Origin of the sequence: Ilumatobacter sp., assembly GCF_039969435.1 — a bacterium.
In the GTDB taxonomy this organism is placed as follows: domain Bacteria; phylum Actinomycetota; class Acidimicrobiia; order Acidimicrobiales; family Ilumatobacteraceae; genus Ilumatobacter_A.
The window spans coordinates 100,840-115,710 of the sequence record NZ_JBDVNU010000020.1; the positions used below are offsets into that span (position 1 = coordinate 100,840).

Consider the following 14,871-nt stretch of genomic DNA (forward strand, 5'->3'; position numbering starts at 1 on the left):
CACCGCGATCGGGGGCCCGATCGGTGACGCCGTCGGCGGCGTCGGCAGCCGGTCGGCGACGTGCTGCCCGCGCCGTCGCCCGCCGGTCACGTCAGCCGCCAGGTGGCCTGCTCCTCACCGCGGCGGACCACGAGAACACGGCTCGTCCCCTCCGACGCGCTCACGTCGAAGTCGATCGAACACGTCTGCGCCTCGATCGTGATCGTGGTGCAGCGTCCCGGCGACCGAGTGGAGAGTGGGTCGAGTCGTTGGTCGCCGGTGACCAGGGCGAAGGTCTCGATCCCCTGCTCGTCGGCGACCCCTCCGACTTCCACGTCGACGCGCAGGACGGCACCGTCGAGCGAACTCCCCGAGACCACGATCTCGGCATCGCCGACCTGCACCCGTGTGCCGAGCGGCGTGGTGCGCGTCGTCGCCTCCTGGCTCGAGAGTTGGAACAGCAGCACGCCACCGGCGACCAGGATCATCAGTGCCGTGCCGACGGACAGGAGCAGGAGCGTCCGTGTCTTCATGCGGTGACCACGTTCTCCATACGTCGCCAGGCTACGACGCCCGACTCGGCGCTCACCCGGCCCCGTTCCGGGAAACCCTGAACGGGGCCGAAACGTTCACCCGATGGGGCGATCTCCGAACCCGTCACGAGTACGTTGACGCCCATGGTCCCGTCGCGGTCGTTCCGCATTTCCGCCTTCGCATGTGCAGCGGCCCTGGCAGGTGTCGCCTGTGGCGGCTCGAGCGACGGACAGGGCGGATCGCAACCGGCCGCCGAGTCCGCTCCGGGTGCCACCGCACAGGTCGCCGAGGTCGGCGAGTCCGGCGTCCGGACCGATGGGGCGGTCCCGTCACTCCTCCAGTTCACCGCACCACTGGTCGGGGGTGGCGACATCTCCGGCGAACGGTTGGCCGACAAGCCCACCGCCTTCTGGTTCTGGGCTCCCACTTGAGTGACGTGCAATCGAGAAGCCCCCTCGGTCGAGGCGGCAGCACGGAAATTCGCTGACACGGTCAACTTCGTCGGTGTCGCGTGGACCGGCAGCGACGAGAGCTATCAGGGCTTCGTCGACGAGCACGGCCTGACCTTCCCGCAGATCCAGGACGACTCGGGCGACGTCTTCGCTCGCTTCGATGTCGCGTTCCAGCCCGCCTTCGTGATCGTCAAGGCCGACGGCTCCACCGAGACGGTCGCCGGAGCCCTCGACGAGACCCTGCTCGACCAGATCCTCTCCGAGGCCTGATCCGCTGCGCAGGACGTGACGGCGCCGGTGGAGCGCACGGCCTGTCGGCGCCTCCGTGCTCCGTGGTTCGGGCCGGCGGGATCGGGCCTACCCTGACATCATGCGCATCGCGATCACTGGGGCCTCCGGCCTCGTCGGCTCCGCCCTCTCCTCCCGTCTGCAGACAGACGGTCACGAAACCGTCGCCGTGGTACGACGTGCACCGGGCGACGACGAGATCGGCTGGTCGATCGACGACAAGCGGATCGACGCAGGAGCATTCGACGGCATCGACGCCGTCGTCCACCTCGCCGGTGCGGGCATCGGCGACAAGCGGTGGACCGACGACTACAAGCGCGAGATCCTCGAGAGCCGGACCGTCGGCACGGCCTTGGTGGCCCAGGCCGTCAACGAGGCGACGAACGGCCCGAAGGTCCTGCTGTCGGGATCGGCCGTCGGCTACTACGGCTCGAGCCCCACCCAGACCTTCGACGAGACCTCACCGGCAGGCACCGGGTTCCTCGCCGACGTGTGCGAGGCGTGGGAAGCCGCCGCAGCACCGGCACAGGTCGACGGGACGCGCGTCGTGTTGCTGCGCACCGGCATCGTCCTCTCGGCGAAGGGCGGGGCGCTGAAGAAGCAGCTCCCGCTCTTCAAGCTGGGCCTCGGCGGGAAGATGGGCACCGGCGATCAGTGGCAGAGTTGGATCCACATCGACGACGAGGTGGGCGCGATCGTCCACCTGCTCACGAGCGAGGTCGCAGGACCCGTCAACCTCACCGCGCCGAACCCCGTCCCGCAGGCGGGCTTCGCCGACGCGCTGGGTGACGTGCTCGGGCGCCCCACGTTCCTGCCGATCCCGAAGTTCGGTCCGAAGCTGCTGCTCGGAGGGGAGTTGGCCGACAACCTGCTCTTCACGGGTCAGAACGTCGTGCCCGCTGCACTCGAGAACGACGGCTTCACGTTCCAACACCCGACGCTCGACGGCGCTCTCCGCGACCTGCTGAAGAAGTGATCGACCGCAGCGTGAGGGCGAAGCGAGCGGAGGCGTCGGTGCCGATCCGGAGCGCGACGTGAGTGGCGAGCCGGTCGTCGTGGTCGGCGCAGGCCTGGCCGGTCTGGCATGTGCCACGACCCTGGACGCGGCCGGTGTCCCGGTGCGGGTGTTCGAGGCATCCGACGGCGTGGGCGGACGCGTCCGGAGCGACGTGGTCGACGGGTTCACGCTCGACCGCGGCTTCCAGGTCGCGCTGACCGCCTACCCCGAGATGCACCGGCAACTCGACATGGACGCGCTCGACCTGCAGGCGTTCGACCCGGGAGCCCTGGTGTGGCGCAACGGCAAGGGCTCCGAGGTGTCCGACCCGTTCCGCAAGCCGACCACGGTCCTGTCGACCGCACTCGCACCGATCGGCAACGTCCTCGACAAGGCGCGCATCGCTTGGCTCCGGACCTCGCTGCGGCGCGGTCACGCCTCGAATCTGCTGCGCGGTGACGACATCACCACCCACGAGGCGCTGCGGGCCGCGGGCTTCTCCGACACGATCATCCGGCGGTTCTTCCGGCCGCTCGTCGGCGGGATCCAACTCGATCCGGATCTGCAGGACAGTCGCCGGATGTTCGACATCATCTTCCGCATGCTGTCCGACGGCGATTCGGCTGTCCCCGCCGCCGGGATGCAGGCGATTCCCGACCAGCTCGCCGCTCGACTCCCCGCCGACGTCGTCCATCTCGATTCACGGGTCGAGTCGGCCACCGCCACGTCGGTCCGCGTCGACGGCACCGAGGTCTCGGCCGCTGCCGTCGTCGTCGCGACGGAGGGCCCGGCGGCAGCGGCGATGCTCGGCCTGGAGCCCGTCGGTTCGAAGGCTGCCGGTTGCGTGTACTTCGCGGCGGATGCGGCGCCGACGGAATCGAAGTGCGTGGTCCTCGACGGCACGGGTGACGGCCCGGTGCTCAACGTCGCCGTGATGAGCAACATCGCACCGTCGTACGCCCCGGCCGGACGCCACCTCGTGGCGGCGGCGCTCCCCGCGGTCGCCGACGGCGACCTCGAAACGGTCGCGCGCACGCAACTCCGCTCGTGGTGGGGCCGCCAGGTCGACAGCTGGGATCACCTCGCGACGTACCGCATCTCACACGGACAGCCCACCCAGACACCTCCGTTCTCACCCAAGCAGTCGGTGGCCCTCACCGACGGCCGATTCGTGTGCGGCGATCATCGCGACACCGCCTCGATCCAGGGCGCGCTGTACTCCGGACGGCGTTGCGCCGACGCTGTCGTCGCCTCGCTCGCCCGACGGACATGATGTGATGAAGCCACCCGACGACGACGCCGTGCCCGACACGGATCGTCGCGGACCGACCGAAGTGGAGAAACCATGAGTGACGTGATCGTCGAAGAAGCCCCGGATCGCGTGGAACGCCGCAGCGTGGTCGTGAATGCCACGCCGAGCGAGGTGTTCGACCTCCTCGCCGACCCGCGCCGACATCACGAGATCGACGGCTCGGGCACGGTTCGAGAGGCCGGCCTGTCGGCTCCGGAACGGTTGTCGCCCGGCGCGAAGTTCGGGATGAAGATGAAGTACGGCGTGCCGTACACGATCACCAACACCGTCGTCGACTTCGTGGAGGACGAGTTGATCGCCTGGCGCCACCTCGGCAAGCACGTGTGGCGCTACCGCCTCGAGGCCCTCGACGGCGGAGGAACGAAGGTCACCGAGGAGTTCGACTGGCGCACGGCGATCTTTCCACCGGCCCTGAAGTTGATCGGCGCTCCCGCCGACAACGCTGCTGCGATCGAGAAGACCCTCACCCGACTCGCGGACCAATTCGGCACCCCGAACGGGTGAACACATCACCCAGTAGTGACTCGAAGACCGTCACCACATAGAGTGGCCGAAGATGGACACGATCTGGTTGACCGACGCACAGATGGGTGCGTGGCGCGCGTACATCGAGACCTCCGGTGACCTGGCGACGGCCTTGGAGCGAGACCTTACCCCGCACGGGGTCACCCTTGGTGACTACCAGGTCCTGGTGTATCTGTCCGAAGCCGACGACCACTCGATGCGGATGCGTGACCTCGCCGAGATCCTGCAGCTGTCACCCAGCGGGTTGACCCGTCGCCTCGACGGCCTCGTCAAGAGTGGCCACGTCGTGCGCGAACCGTCGACCGAGGACCGTCGCGTCATGATGGCCGTGCTCACCCCGGCCGGCCAGGCACTGCTGACCGACATCGCACCACACCACGTGGCCAGCGTTCGGCGGCACATCTTCGACCGACTCGACGCCGAACAGGTCAGTGCCATGGCGTCGATCTTCACCGCGATCGGCGCCGGGTTGGCAGCCGAATCGGCCGCCGGCGACACCGACTGCTGAACCGGCGTCACTCGTGATCGACCTGCCACGCGGCTTCACGCACCACGTCGCCAACATCGGGATCAAGGACGACACCGAGGATTTCGTCGTGATCACCGCCGATCGACCCGTTCCCTGTGCGGCGATGTTCACGAAGAGCAGGTTCGCCGGGGCGAGCGTGATCGTCAGCCGCGAGCACGTGGCCGACGGGCTGGCTCAGGCCGTCGTGGTCATCTCCAAGAACTCCAACGTCGCCACCGGTGCAGCGGGCATGCGCGACGCTCGCGAGGTCGCTGCCTCGGTCGCATCACGTCTGGGTGCCGCCGCCACCGACGTCCTCGTGACATCGACCGGCGTGATCGGGCGTCGCTACCCGATGGACCGGGTCCGCGCCGGCATCGACACACTTCCGGCGTCGCCCACCGGACGCGACGCGCTGTCACCGGCGACCGGGATGATGACCACCGACACCGTGGCCAAGGTCGCCGAGGCGACCGTCGCCGGCAGCGGGGCACGCGTCGTCGGGATGGCCAAGGGCGTCGGGATGATCGAGCCCGACATGGCCACCCACATCTCGCTCGTGTTCACCGATGCCGACATCTCGTCGGACGACCTCGATGCTGCGTTCCGTCGCGTCGTCGACCGCACGTTCAACTGTGTGTCGGTCGACACCGACACCTCGACCAGCGACACGTCGGTGATCCTGGCGTCGGGCGCGGCAGGCGGCGTCGACGCCGATGCGTTCGAGGCTGCACTCCACGCCGTGTGTCTCGACCTGACCAAGCAGATCGCCCGCGACGGCGAAGGTGCGAACTCGCTGATCGAGGTGATCGTCGACGACGCTCGCGACGACGCGCAGGCCAAGCGTGTGGCCAAGGCGATCGTCAACTCACCGCTCGTGAAGACTGCGGTCCACGGAGGCGATCCGAACTGGGGACGCGTGGCCATGGCCATCGGGAAGTGCTCCGACGACACCGACATCGATCAGGACGTCGTGGTGATCCGCTTCGGCGAGACCGAGGTGTACCCGCGGCTGTTGGACGACGACGATCTGGCCGCGCTGTCGGGCTACATGAAGGGCGAGCACGTCGTGATCCACGTGTCGCTCTCGACGGGCTCGGACCGAGCGACGGTCTACGGCTGCGACCTGTCGGACACCTACGTCCGCTTCAACGCCGACTACACGACGTAGCCGTCGTCGTCTCGCCTGCGCCGTGTCGCCGCCGTCTCGAATCCTGCGCGTCACATCGACGGGATGAATGATCGAACATGTGTTGTGTTCGTCTGTCTCGTGCGGTACTGTTCGACCTACCGACTCCCCCTGATGTTCGACTCGTCTCGACCGAAGATCGGAGGATCAATCCATGCGTTTCACTCCCACTGCGACCGTCGCGTGGCGTTCGGTCGTGGATGCGGATCCGTCGAGGATGGACCGCAGCGAACTCGGTGCGGTGTTGAGGGCGTTGCAGGTGGTTCGTTCGTTGTGTGACGCTGTCGAGCTCGATGTGACCGCCCGCACGCGGAAGCTTGCCGATACCGGTCGCAGCGAACCCGTCGAAGCACTTCTGGTCAACGAGACCGGTCGGTCCGCACGTGACGCACGCCGTGCAGCCGCCCGCAACACTGCGTGCGATGCCGCACCCGGTCTCCAGGCGGCGCTCGCAGATGGGACGTTGACCGGCGGGCACCTCGACGCCGTGGCAACCGCGATCGGCCGACTCGAAGGAGACGACGTGGTCGCCGAGTTCGCCAGCCACGCCACCGACCTCATCGAACGGGCTGCCCGGCTCGACGTCGATCAGTTCGAACGCGAGTGCCGCGATCTCGCCCGGTTCGTCACCGCGCAGCACGACCAGACCGCCGAGACCAGCGAACTCGACCGCCAACGCGTTGCGTCGACCGTGAAACGCTGGGCCCGATCGACACACGGGCATGCGCCACACACTGCTCTCGCTCGATCCCGTCCGCGACAGCCAACTCTGGAAGGCCGTCAACGCCCGCACGGCGTCACTGCGCCAGCGCCAACACGGCGAGGCTCCCGGCGACCGGTCGAGCTTCGATCAGCTCCAAGCCCAAGCCTTCGTCGACGCGATCGCCACCACGCCCGACACCCGACCCGGCACCGACACAACCGTCACGTTGCCTGGCAGCACGCCCGCTCCACGGGTCGGTGCTTGCGCGTCGGCGGCGCGTGTCCCCGAGATCGCAGTTCTGGTCGACTGGGCACTCCTCAGCGGGCTCGCCACCAGTGTCGGCCTGATCTGTGAAACGGACGCCGGTGTGCCGATTCCGGTGTCGACCGTACGACGGATGTGCTGCGACGCAGACGTGTTCCCGGTCGTGCTCGGCGCCGACGGTGTCGTCCTCGACCAAGGGCGCAGCATTCGCACGGCCGACCGCGAACAACGCCGAGCACTCTCGGCGATGCACTCCACCTGCGCATTCCCGTCGTGCGACGTGCCGTTCGACGCGTGCCGCATCCATCACGTCCGGTTCTGGTGGCAACACCACGGCACCACCGACATCGAGAATCTCCTGCCGGTCTGCGAGCCACACCACCACTTGGTGCACGAAGGTCGCTGGTCCCTCACCATGGCCCCCGACCGTGTCGCCACCTGGACCCGACCCGACGGCACCATCCACTACGACGGCCAAACAATGGACCGCCGACCGAACACCATCCCGTTGCTGACGTGAGCCGTATCCGCGACCGAGCCGGACCGACAGCAGACACGCCCACCGCCGCTGCGCTGGTGTCGCCGGTCGCGCGTCTCAGCTGACGCGCTCGTCAGCTGACGTCGACGACGCCGTAGAAGGCGATGTGGTCCTTGATCTCGGCCGCCTTCTCCTTCGGCTCGGGGTAGAACCACGCCGCGTTCGAAGCCGTCTCGCCGTCGACGGTGATGTCGCGGTACGAGGCGTCGCCCTTCCACGGGCAATGGGTGGACCGACCCGTGGGATCGGAGAAGTAGTCCATGTTCACCGATGCGGGCGGGAAGTAGTGATTTCCCTCCACGACGACCGTCTCGTCGGACTCTGCGATGACCTGACCGTTGAACGTTGCTCTCATGCGGTTCCACAACCGGATCCCGCCCCGAGATGTTCCCCGGGCCCGATCCGCCGGTTCGGCGGATCGGGCGAGAGGCGACTACTTCGGGGGCATGCGGATGCCGCCGTCGACCCGGATCGATTCGGCATTCATGTAGCTGTTGGTGATGCATTCCACGACCATCGACGCGAGCTGCTCGGGGTCGCCGAGGCGCTTCGGGAACAGGACGCCCTTCTGGAGGTTCTCCTTGAACGCCTCGCTCGCTTCGCCCTCGCCGTAGATCGGCGTGTCGATCAGGCCGGGGGCGACCGTGTTGATGCGGATGCCTGCCGCCGACAGGTCACGGGCGATCGGGAGCGTCATGCCGACGACGCCGCCCTTGGAGGCCGAATAGCTGGCCTGACCGATCTGGCCGTCGAACGCTGCGACGGAGGCGATGTTGACGATCGCACCGCGCTCGCCGTGCTCGAGCGGCTCGGTCGTGCTCATCGCGGTCGCGGCGACGCGGATCGCGTCGAACGAGCCGATCAGGTTGATCGCGACGACCTTCTTGAAGGCGTCGAGGTTGGCTGCCGATTCGAGCGTGCCGTCACGACCGATCGTGCGCTGCGCCCAGCCGATCCCGGCGGAGTTGACCAGTACGCGGACCGGTCCCATCGACTTCGCCATCTCGACGGCCTCGATCAGGTCGTCGGTGTTGGTGACGTCGACCTTGACGAACGCGCCGCCGATCTCGTCGGCCAGCGCGTTGCCGGCCTCCTCGTTGAGGTCGGCGATGACGACCTTGGCTCCACGCTCGGCGAGCATTCGGGCCGATGCCGCTCCGATACCGGAGGCACCACCCGTGACGATTGCACTTGCACCATTGATGTCCATGTCCCAGAACCTAGAACGCACACCGTCGCGCCACGCAATCGGGTACGCGCTGGTCCGGTGCGCGGCACGGATGGCCGAGGTGCGCCGCGACGACCGATGCCGGCGACGCAGCCGTCGCCCCGACCCGGCCCGTGGTCAGGCCGGCACGGGGCCGAGGGCGATGCGTGTGTCGACGAGGCGTTCGGGAACGGCACCGACGAAGCTGGCGGCGCTGCCGCCTCGGAACCATCCGGCGACGTCGACGATCACGTTGGCCGACGCCGAGACACTGATGCACACGTCGCCGTCGGCGCCGATCGGGGCGATGACCGAGTTGGCACGGTTCTGACCTGCGACGTAGTTGAGGTTCGATGCGGTGGGTTGCGGCGAACCGCACGGCCAGACCGCGGCGAATCCCCTGCCCGACGGAGCGGCGACCGTGACGTTCATCGCCACGGCGGCGGCATCGGCGGGCACGGTCAGCGTGGAGGAACCGCCCGTCGACTCGTCGACGTCGAGCGACGCCCCGCGCACGCCGACACGCAGTGTCGTGCCGGGCTCGACGCGTCCGTCCGCCGCGCCGGTCCCGTCGCGTGTGTCGACCAGTCGGGTCGGTGTGGCCGGCGTGAACGCCGTGGCACCGGCGAGTGCGGTGGCGTCGGCTCCGTCGGGAGCCGAGCCGTCGAAGTACCCGGCGAGGTCGACGATCACGTCGGCGGTCGCACTGGTGTGGACGCAGATGGTTCCGTCGGCGCCGACGGGGGCGACGACGCCGTTGCCGGTCGGGTTGCCCGCCTCGAAGTTGACGTTCGAGGCCAGCGGTCGGGTCGTGCCGCACGGCCACACGGTCGCAAATCCCCCGGCCGTTGCCCGGGCGATCGTGACGTTGACGGCCACGGCCGCGGCATCGGACGGCACGGTGACGGCGGTGCCGTCGGGAAGCTGAGCGGCGAGCCCGGTCACCGGAACCACCAGCGGAGACGACGGCGTGACCTGCGTGGTGCGCCCGATGCCCGATCGGGTGTCGACCCGGCGTTGGGGCAGGAGGCCGACGAACGGCGCGGTCGAGTCGGAGCTCGACGCACCCGCGAACCATCCGGCGATGTCGACGAGGAAGTTCGTGCCGACCGAGGAGTAGAAGCACACGGTGCCGGTTGCGCTGATCGGAGCGATCACGTTGTTGGCCACGATCTCGCCGGACCGTGCGTTCAGGCTCGACACCTCGGGTCGTTCCTGCTGACAGGGCCAGACCGTGGCGAACCCGCCGGACGCAGGGCGCACCATCGTGACGTTCAGCGAGACTCCGGCGGCATCGGCGGGGATGGTGACGGTCCGACCGTCGGGTGCCGTCATCGTGGAACCGACCACCGGCAACTCGATCCGACGTGGCGGTGAGAGATAGCTGCTCGGCGCCAGACCGACGAGTTGGTCACGCAGGAAGAGGGAGAACTCCGCCGAACCGGTGGCGGTCAGGTGGACGCCGTCGCTGTTGAACCAGCGCGAGCGTTCGGGTGTGTTGCTCGACGCATTCCAGTCGAGCACTGCGAGGTTTCCCCACCGCGAGGTCGCGGCCGAGAGAGCGGCGTTGGCCGGTGTGTAGACGAGGTTGCCGTTGGACCGGCGGATGTCGGCCATGTTGACCCACGCCACCCGCTTCACGCCCTTGGCGGTGAGGGCGGTCATCATCGCATCGACGTCGGAACCGAACGTGGCCGGGTTGTCGTTGTAGCCGAGTTCGACCACGACGAGGTCGAGCCCGCTCGGGAGTGCGTTCGCCGCTTGGACGCCGCTGGTGCCGGGGCACGAGTCCTTCGTCGTGCACCGACTGTCCACGGCGTCGATGGTCTGGGAGGTGAACGTGCCGTCCGTGAGTTTGCGGAAGGCACCGTTGTCGGCGGTGATGCCGTTGCCGACGGAATCGCCGATGAAGGCCATCGACGACGATGTCGTGCTCTCCCGGATGACCCTCACGGTCATCCCAGGTGAGCTGTATCCCATCGCATTGCGGAAGTCCCACGCCTGCTTGCGGTACGTGCCGGACGTGCCGGTGATGACGATGTCGTCGAACCAGACGCCGTCGAAGCCCTGGTAGTTCGATGCGGTGGTCGGCTCCATCGACGCACCGGTGATCGATCCGAGGCCGTTCTGGGCTGCAAATGTGTCGGCATCGATGATCCGAGTCCAGCGATGAAGCGGGTTCGACGGGGTGTCGTCGCCGATGTCGTCGACGGGCGGGAACGCTCCGCCGGCGGTGCGCGGACCGTTCGACGCGGAGAACTCGGTCGACACGATCTGGCCGGCGCTCGGGTGACCTGCGGGCCACCTGCGCACGACGTTCGCGGTGGCCAGGACGGCTGCATCGGTGGCCACGTGTTCGACGTTCGTCACCGAGCCGTTCGCCGAGCTGCGCGTGGCCGAACCACCGTAGACCTGACAGGACGTGGTGTCGCAGGTCGACGCATACCGCGTCGACGAGCCCGGGTAGGTGTACGAGCGATTCTGCGAGAGGCCGTACGAACGTGCGGCGACCGCCTGGGCCCGAACGGCGTTCGCGCCCGCTCCGTCGTTCGCGTAGGCCCAGGAGGCGGCGATCTCCTTCGGGATCACACCCCGGACGTAGCCCTCGACGCCGACGTCGCTCACGACGCGGTTGCCGTCGGACGAACTCAGGACCTCGACGGCCCCGCGATAGTGGGTGACGGCACCGCCCGAGGAGCACACGCCCAGCACGTCACCCCGGTCGGTCGAGCCGCTCTCGCCGTCGATCGACGTGAAGCGCACGGGGTTACCCGCCGACTGGACGTGGGTGCCGACCTTGTTCCACGACACCGATCCCGTGGCCGATCCGATGATCTGGCGCGCCCGGGTCGCGTCGTCCTGGTCCCAGCGCGCACCGTTCACGGGCAGGCCCTGGGCCTGCTGCCAGGAGGCGAGGAATCCGACGGTCTGGTTTCCGAAGTAGCCGTCGACCGCGATGGCCGAGTCGTGGTACCGGTCGAGGAACTGCTGGACCTGCTGGGCCCCCGCGCTGAAGCTGCCGGACTGGACGACGGGTCCGTTTGGCACCGTGATCGACGTGCCGCCGGGGCAGGCGATCTGCGACGAGGCGTAGATGTCGAACGTTCCCTGCGTGGTCTCGACGGCACGCATCGACCGGCCCGACGCCGAACCCCAGCGAACCGGCGACCCGTGCGAGATCACACCGACTTCGCTCATCCCGTCGTACTTGGTGAGACGCACGCTGATTCGTTGACCCGCCGACGTGGTGGCCGAGACCGTGCCGCCGTAGTAGTGGGCGAGGATCTGATTCCAGTCCCAACCGTGATCGACCGAGTAGCCGTACGCGCCCCACTGACTCATGCCACGTCCGTGGCCGTTGCCGACACCGTCGATCACGATGGCGACGATGTCGTCGGGAGCAGCCTCGGCGACGGGGTCCGGCCCCGCACCCGGTGCCACGACGAATGCCGTGCATGCGGTCGCGCCGGCGAGGAGGATGCGCGCACTGCGCCGACGGGGTCCCATGTCACCGAACCGTAACCTCGGGGCGCGCAGTCTCGAGTTCAGCATGAGGCTTTCATCGGCACGTCGTGCTGCGGTCTTGAGGAATTCCTGCCACGACCTGGAGACCACCGTGACGAACGGCCCCGGAGTGGCGCCCCGGTAGGTTCGCCCCGATGGAACGAGTGGTCGTGTACACCGACGGAGCGTGCAGCGGGAATCCGGGCCCCGGCGGATGGGGTTGGGCGGTGTCCCCGAACGGCGAACCGCATGGTTCGGGCGGCGAGGCCGCCACCACCAACCAGCGCATGGAAGTGTACGCCGTGCTCGACGCGATCCGCACGCTCGGCGCCGACGGCACGCCGATCGAGATCGTCTCGGACTCCACCTACGTCGTCAACTGCTTCAAGGACCGGTGGTGGGTCAAGTGGGAGAAGAACGGCTGGAAGAACGCGAAGAAGCAGCCCGTCGCCAACACCGACCTGTGGAAGCCGCTGATCGACGCGGTGCGCAACAGCGACGTGGAGTTCACGTGGGTGAAGGGTCACAGCGGCCACCCGATGAACGACCTGGCCGATCGACTCGCCGTCGCGGCGACACCGCGCTGACCCTCGACGAGCGGACCGCCCGGCCGCGCTCACCCGACACCGCGATGGCGGTCAGAAGAGGTCGAGGGCGGCGCGGAGCATCTGTTCACCGAGGTAGTCGTCGGCGATCGACCGGGCTGCCTCGGGAGTGACGTGGACGCCGTCGGGGCGGGTGTCGACGTCGGTCGTGATCCCCACCTCGTCGAAGTAGCCGAGGAGGTCGGTGGTGTACACGTCACCGGGACGCTCGGCTGCGAGTTCCTCCATCACCTCGTGGAGCACGTCGTGGCGTGCCGGCTGCTCCTGCGGTGTGCCCCGGGAGAACCACAGTGGGTCGGGGATCGGTGCCTCCACCCAGACCACGGCGCCGGCGCCCGCCTCGAGGAGTCGGTCGGTGATCGAGCCGAAGTCGGTGCGCAGCCGCGCTCTCACCTCGTCGGAGTCCGTGGCGAGTCCGTCGCCGTCGTCCCAGCGACGATCGAGCACGTCCCACGACGTGGTGACCATCAGCACGACGTCGGGCGTGGCCTCGGCGACGCGGTCGACGAGGTCGGCGTCGAGCCACTCGTCGCAGTCCTCGCGGATGTCGAGCCACTCGACTTCCAGGCGGTACTGCCCGCCACGCAGGAACCCACAGCCACGACGCACGTTCAGTTCCGCCTGCGCCACGTCCGGCGAGGCCGCCGCCCACGCCACGACGCCGTTGCCGTAGGCCTCGGCGGTCGAGTCGCCGGCCACGATCATCCGCACCGGTCGCGCCAACGCCGGGATCGCGGGCACCGTGCTCGTGGTCGTCGTGCTGCTGGTCGAGGTGCTCGTCGTCGGGTCGGGTGCCGAATCGAGTGTCGGGTCGGGTGCCGAATCAGGTGTCGGGTCGGGCGTTGCGGGGGCGCCGCTGGTCGGCGACTCCGTCGCGGTCGCCGTCGCGGTCGTCGACGATCCCTGGTCCCCGGGCGACGGGTCGGACGGCTCGGACGCGGCCGGGCCGGTGGAAGCGGGGTCGGACGCAGGATCGGCGAGCAGCGGGGTGTCGTCGATCTCGAGAGCTGCGGCCTCGGTGACCTCGTCGCTGGTGGACCAGTAGTCGCTGTCGGCGCCGGGAACCACGACGACCGCGGCGACGATCACGGCCACGGTCGCGGCAGCTGCATAGCCCATCGTCGGGCGGATGCCGACGCTCGACGCACGCCGGATCGGCTGTTCGAAGAACGTGAACGACACCTGTGCCACGCCGAGGGTCACGGCGATCCGCAGGACGAACAGCAGCGGGCCGTCGACGCCGACCCGATCGGAGTTGAGCACGACGAAGATCGGCCAGTGGAAGAGGTAGACGCCGTAGCTGACCTTGCCGAGCCACACCAGCGGCGACACCGACAGGGCGGTCCGCACGGGCGAGGCGGCCTGGAGACCGAGCAGCAACGCCGACGACGCGACACCGATCGCAGGCAACCATCCGGCGTAGGCCGGTCCGCCCGACGTGGGGAACACGACGATGCACACGAGGAGCACGGTGAGTGCGATGGGTGCGAGCACCCACCACCCGGACGGGACCGTCCGGCCGGCGATCGCCAACGCGAGGAACGCTCCGAGCAGGATCTCCGCGGCTCGGGCCGGTGACGCCCAGTAGGCGGCGTCACTCCCCCACACGGCAGCGGTCACCGGCGCGGCCACGACGAAGACGGCGGTCACCGCACCCAGCAGCCAGAGTCGGCCGCGCATCGTCCGACCGAGCTTCCAGATCCCGACGAACGCGACCGGCCACAGCCAGTAGAACTGTTCCTCGATCGCGAGCGACCAGTAGTGCTCGAGTGGTGATGCCGCTCCCGCCGCCTGCTGCAGCAGTTCCTGATACGAACCGCCACCGAGGAGGAACACCCAGTTCGCGACCTGCAGCAGGCTGCCCACGATGTGCGCCCGCAGGTCGGTCACGCCCTCGAACCAGTCGGTCGTGACCGACGCGACCATCACCAGCACCACGAGCAGGACGCTGGCCGGGAGGAGACGTCGGGCGCGTCGGGCGTAGAACGCTCCGAGGCGGACGGATCCCTTCGTGTCGACCTCCGCGGCGAGCAGGCTGGTGATGAGGAATCCGGACAGCGTGAAGAACACCGACACGCCCAGATATCCGCCTCCGAAACCTGCGACCTCGGCGTGGAAGAGCAACACGGCGGCGACGGCCAGGGCCCGCACCCCGTCGAGCGCTGGTTGGTACGCGATCACCGACGTCGAGCGTTGCGCTCCGTCGTGTCGTCGGGACACTGAGTCGCCGTCCTGCGTCACGCCGTCCACTCGGACCGAGTGTAGG

The 14,871-nt window shown here is 68.6% G+C and carries 14 protein-coding genes; 9 read left to right on the forward strand and 5 right to left on the reverse strand.

All coding sequences use genetic code 11. The features are described from left to right. Positions 1-86 precede the first annotated feature (86 nt). Positions 87-512, reverse strand: a complete 426-nt coding sequence (locus tag ABJK40_RS11525; protein WP_348482501.1) for a hypothetical protein — start codon at positions 510-512, stop codon at positions 87-89. 144 nt (positions 513-656) lie between these two features. Here ABJK40_RS11525 and ABJK40_RS11530 point away from each other — a divergent pair, with 144 nt between their 5' ends. The 8 genes from ABJK40_RS11530 (at position 657) to ABJK40_RS11565 (ending at position 7,271) form a co-directional block, all read left to right on the forward strand. Further along, on the forward strand, positions 657-944 hold the full coding sequence (locus ABJK40_RS11530) for a hypothetical protein (protein ID WP_348482503.1): 288 nt from the start codon (positions 657-659) through the stop codon (positions 942-944). After that, complete coding sequence (locus ABJK40_RS11535; protein ID WP_348482505.1) at positions 945-1,235, forward strand: redoxin domain-containing protein; 291 nt, start codon at positions 945-947, stop codon at positions 1,233-1,235. A 100-nt stretch (positions 1,236-1,335) separates the two neighbouring features. Further along, positions 1,336-2,229: a TIGR01777 family oxidoreductase gene (locus ABJK40_RS11540; RefSeq protein ID WP_348482507.1), complete on the forward strand. Its 894-nt coding sequence runs from the start codon at positions 1,336-1,338 to the stop codon at positions 2,227-2,229. Positions 2,230-2,287: 58 nt separating this feature from the next. Continuing rightward, on the forward strand, positions 2,288-3,523 hold the full coding sequence (locus tag ABJK40_RS11545) for an NAD(P)/FAD-dependent oxidoreductase (protein ID WP_348482509.1): 1,236 nt from the start codon (positions 2,288-2,290) through the stop codon (positions 3,521-3,523). A 72-nt stretch (positions 3,524-3,595) separates the two neighbouring features. Then, positions 3,596-4,066 (forward strand): SRPBCC family protein, encoded by a 471-nt coding sequence (locus tag ABJK40_RS11550; RefSeq protein ID WP_348482511.1) that lies wholly within the window; start codon positions 3,596-3,598, stop codon positions 4,064-4,066. Between the two features lie 52 nt (positions 4,067-4,118). Beyond that, positions 4,119-4,595 carry a MarR family transcriptional regulator gene (locus ABJK40_RS11555; RefSeq protein WP_348482513.1) on the forward strand — a complete coding sequence of 159 codons (477 nt, stop codon included), beginning with the start codon at positions 4,119-4,121 and terminating at the stop codon, positions 4,593-4,595. Positions 4,596-4,608: 13 nt separating this feature from the next. Then, positions 4,609-5,766, forward strand: a complete 1,158-nt coding sequence (gene argJ / locus ABJK40_RS11560; protein WP_348482515.1) for a bifunctional glutamate N-acetyltransferase/amino-acid acetyltransferase ArgJ — start codon at positions 4,609-4,611, stop codon at positions 5,764-5,766. A 740-nt stretch (positions 5,767-6,506) separates the two neighbouring features. Next, the gene (locus tag ABJK40_RS11565) at positions 6,507-7,271 is read left to right on the forward strand and encodes a DUF222 domain-containing protein (protein ID WP_348482516.1); all 765 of its coding nucleotides are present in this window, start codon (positions 6,507-6,509) and stop codon (positions 7,269-7,271) included. Positions 7,272-7,362: 91 nt separating this feature from the next. Here the strand turns inward: ABJK40_RS11565 and ABJK40_RS11570 are convergent, their stop codons facing one another. From ABJK40_RS11570 to ABJK40_RS11580, 3 genes are all read right to left on the reverse strand, one after another. Next, on the reverse strand, positions 7,363-7,644 hold the full coding sequence (locus ABJK40_RS11570) for a DUF427 domain-containing protein (RefSeq protein WP_348482518.1): 282 nt from the start codon (positions 7,642-7,644) through the stop codon (positions 7,363-7,365). 78 nt (positions 7,645-7,722) lie between these two features. Next, positions 7,723-8,499 (reverse strand): SDR family NAD(P)-dependent oxidoreductase, encoded by a 777-nt coding sequence (locus tag ABJK40_RS11575; RefSeq protein ID WP_348482520.1) that lies wholly within the window; start codon positions 8,497-8,499, stop codon positions 7,723-7,725. A gap of 135 nt (positions 8,500-8,634) precedes the next feature. Beyond that, positions 8,635-12,003 (reverse strand): SpoIID/LytB domain-containing protein, encoded by a 3,369-nt coding sequence (locus ABJK40_RS11580; RefSeq protein ID WP_348482522.1) that lies wholly within the window; start codon positions 12,001-12,003, stop codon positions 8,635-8,637. Positions 12,004-12,155: 152 nt separating this feature from the next. Here ABJK40_RS11580 and ABJK40_RS11585 point away from each other — a divergent pair, with 152 nt between their 5' ends. Beyond that, positions 12,156-12,587, forward strand: a complete 432-nt coding sequence (locus tag ABJK40_RS11585; protein WP_348482523.1) for a ribonuclease H — start codon at positions 12,156-12,158, stop codon at positions 12,585-12,587. A gap of 51 nt (positions 12,588-12,638) precedes the next feature. Here ABJK40_RS11585 and ABJK40_RS11590 read toward each other — a convergent pair whose 3' ends face one another. Beyond that, positions 12,639-14,855 carry an acyltransferase family protein gene (locus ABJK40_RS11590; RefSeq protein ID WP_348482525.1) on the reverse strand — a complete coding sequence of 739 codons (2,217 nt, stop codon included), beginning with the start codon at positions 14,853-14,855 and terminating at the stop codon, positions 12,639-12,641. Positions 14,856-14,871: the final 16 nt, after the last annotated feature.

Bases quoted from the DNA above. Each gene is read 5' to 3' on its own strand.
- ABJK40_RS11530 (WP_348482503.1), top strand. From the start codon at position 657: ATGGTCCCGTCGCGGTCGTTCCGCATTTCCGCCTTCGCATGTGCAGCG.
- ABJK40_RS11580 (WP_348482522.1), bottom strand. From the start codon at position 12,003: ATGGGACCCCGTCGGCGCAGTGCGCGCATCCTCCTCGCCGGCGCGACC.
- ABJK40_RS11555 (WP_348482513.1), top strand. From the start codon at position 4,119: ATGGACACGATCTGGTTGACCGACGCACAGATGGGTGCGTGGCGCGCG.
- ABJK40_RS11570 (WP_348482518.1), bottom strand. From the start codon at position 7,644: ATGAGAGCAACGTTCAACGGTCAGGTCATCGCAGAGTCCGACGAGACG.
- ABJK40_RS11585 (WP_348482523.1), top strand. From the start codon at position 12,156: ATGGAACGAGTGGTCGTGTACACCGACGGAGCGTGCAGCGGGAATCCG.
- ABJK40_RS11540 (WP_348482507.1), top strand. From the start codon at position 1,336: ATGCGCATCGCGATCACTGGGGCCTCCGGCCTCGTCGGCTCCGCCCTC.
- ABJK40_RS11550 (WP_348482511.1), top strand. From the start codon at position 3,596: ATGAGTGACGTGATCGTCGAAGAAGCCCCGGATCGCGTGGAACGCCGC.
- ABJK40_RS11575 (WP_348482520.1), bottom strand. From the start codon at position 8,499: ATGGACATCAATGGTGCAAGTGCAATCGTCACGGGTGGTGCCTCCGGT.
- ABJK40_RS11525 (WP_348482501.1), bottom strand. From the start codon at position 512: ATGAAGACACGGACGCTCCTGCTCCTGTCCGTCGGCACGGCACTGATG.
- ABJK40_RS11565 (WP_348482516.1), top strand. From the start codon at position 6,507: ATGCGCCACACACTGCTCTCGCTCGATCCCGTCCGCGACAGCCAACTC.